Below are 426 nucleotides of genomic sequence, written 5' to 3'. Positions count from 1 at the left end.
AAATACCAGCAAGCGTGATGCCTTACCCCTACGATTGACGGCAAGGGCGCAACTGAAGTTGATAATGAAGGTTGATAATGGAAGTTCAAGAAAGGGAGCGAAAGATATGAAACTAAACGGCAGGCGCGTTGCGCTGCTTATCGAAGATGATTACCAGGAGCTGGAGGCGTGGTATCCGGTCCTCCGACTCCAAGAGGAGGGTGCGACGGTCGTAATCGTCGGATCGGGGAGGAAATCCACTTATGACAGTAAGCTCGGCTACCCGATCACGGCTGACCGGTCCGCGGACGAGGTCAGTGCGGATGAGTTCGACGCGGTTGTGATTCCCGGCGGATTCGCCCCGGATCACATGCGACTCTCTAAGCCCATGGTAGATCTCGTCCGCGGGGCGTACGAGTCCGGGAAGTTGACGGCGGCTATCTGCCA

1 protein-coding gene is annotated in these 426 nt (G+C 56.3%); it reads left to right on the top strand.

Annotated elements, in window-relative coordinates:
* Nucleotides 1–106: 106 nt before the first annotated feature.
* Nucleotides 107–426, top strand: a 320-nt coding sequence (locus FKP33_RS26825) for a DJ-1/PfpI family protein (protein ID WP_181410303.1), incomplete at its 3' end; no start/stop codon positions are given.

Origin of the sequence: Paenibacillus sp. tmac-D7 (assembly GCF_006519665.1) — a bacterium.
Lineage (GTDB): Bacteria > Bacillota > Bacilli > Paenibacillales > NBRC-103111 > Paenibacillus_G > Paenibacillus_G validus.
The sequence above is the reverse complement of the archived record's forward strand: the minus strand, read 5'-3'. Positions and strand labels throughout refer to the sequence as shown.